This is a genomic window from Elstera litoralis, assembly GCF_000963705.1.
Taxonomy (GTDB): Bacteria; Pseudomonadota; Alphaproteobacteria; order Elsterales; family Elsteraceae; genus Elstera; species Elstera litoralis.
Genome location: NZ_LAJY01000905.1, coordinates 1 through 1031, shown reverse-complemented (window position 1 = coordinate 1031; position 1031 = coordinate 1). Strand labels below are relative to the sequence as shown.

At 42.8% G+C, this 1031-nt stretch carries 1 protein-coding gene; it reads right to left on the bottom strand.

Annotation, left to right across the window (positions count from 1 at the left end; genetic code table 11):
* Window positions 1–355: 355 nt before the first annotated feature.
* Window positions 356–1031: lysozyme inhibitor LprI family protein (locus VZ95_RS23610; protein WP_156995498.1), on the bottom strand; the 676-nt coding region annotated here is incomplete at its 5' end.

The window sequence follows — 1031 nt, the reverse complement described above, 5'->3', positions numbered from 1 at the left end:
AGAAAAAATTTAAATGTCCAATGTTTCATCTGGATATCCTCCACACAAAAATTGCTCACAGGGAGGTATTTTGTTTCTAACTATATCGAAATTTAATGGCGGATCAATAATTTAAAATCAGGTTTAAAATAACGTGATAATTCATTGAATGGAACTTTAAGCACCATATTCTCTCCGTGATATGGAAGAAAATCAGCCTGCTCAATATAAATACCAAATGAACCTTCTGAAAGAGCCCATTTTGACGGGTTGCTTACGGCGTCATTGGACCAGTTAGGAAACCTTCCGGGGTCTATTCCGATCTCTTCAATCTGAGCGTCAATCTTTCGAGAAAAATGCTAATTTCCAAGGTTTCTCAGAGAGAAAAAATGTTCTCGGGAGCAAGTTTACGGGCATTTCTGAGGTCAACTGTCAAAAATTCTGACTCGATAAGGGCGTACATACCTCCAAGATGATCATATTTAGTGTAATGAAGTGATATTAAATGTTTTCCGATTATTTTGTAATCGAAATAAATTTTCTTCTCATAGCCCTGATCGTCGGTTGATATCGGCGGGGGAAAACTCAGTTTTGCCAGTCTTGGCGATAAAAACTGATGATATCGGTTCTCTTCTATTCGAACCGCAGGAAAGAATTCGGCCAGTTCCTCCTTCTCTACAGGTGAACTTCGATAGATTTGTCGAGTTAGAAGATATCCATAAGGGTTCGGCAACGCAATAAGTGCTGATTTTTGATAAAATTCAGCCTGACTCCGCATTGCTTTAGCGAGACAGTCTGCCCGATAGTTATCGCCAAATGAGTCTTTTGACCACCGAGCCTGACAAATATTGCTTATATGGGCAATCCAACGGCGCTGATCGGCACGCAGAAGGTCCTTTGCCTCCTTGGACGCGCGGGCAAGAACAGCACCATAGGCTCCCGCCATCACCCGATCAGCGGTTGAAAGCTCTGGCGAAGCGCATATGGCTTTTTCGATCTCGGTGCTGGCTTTGCCGCAGTCAAAGCTAGGACTCTCSGCTGCAACGGCTTTT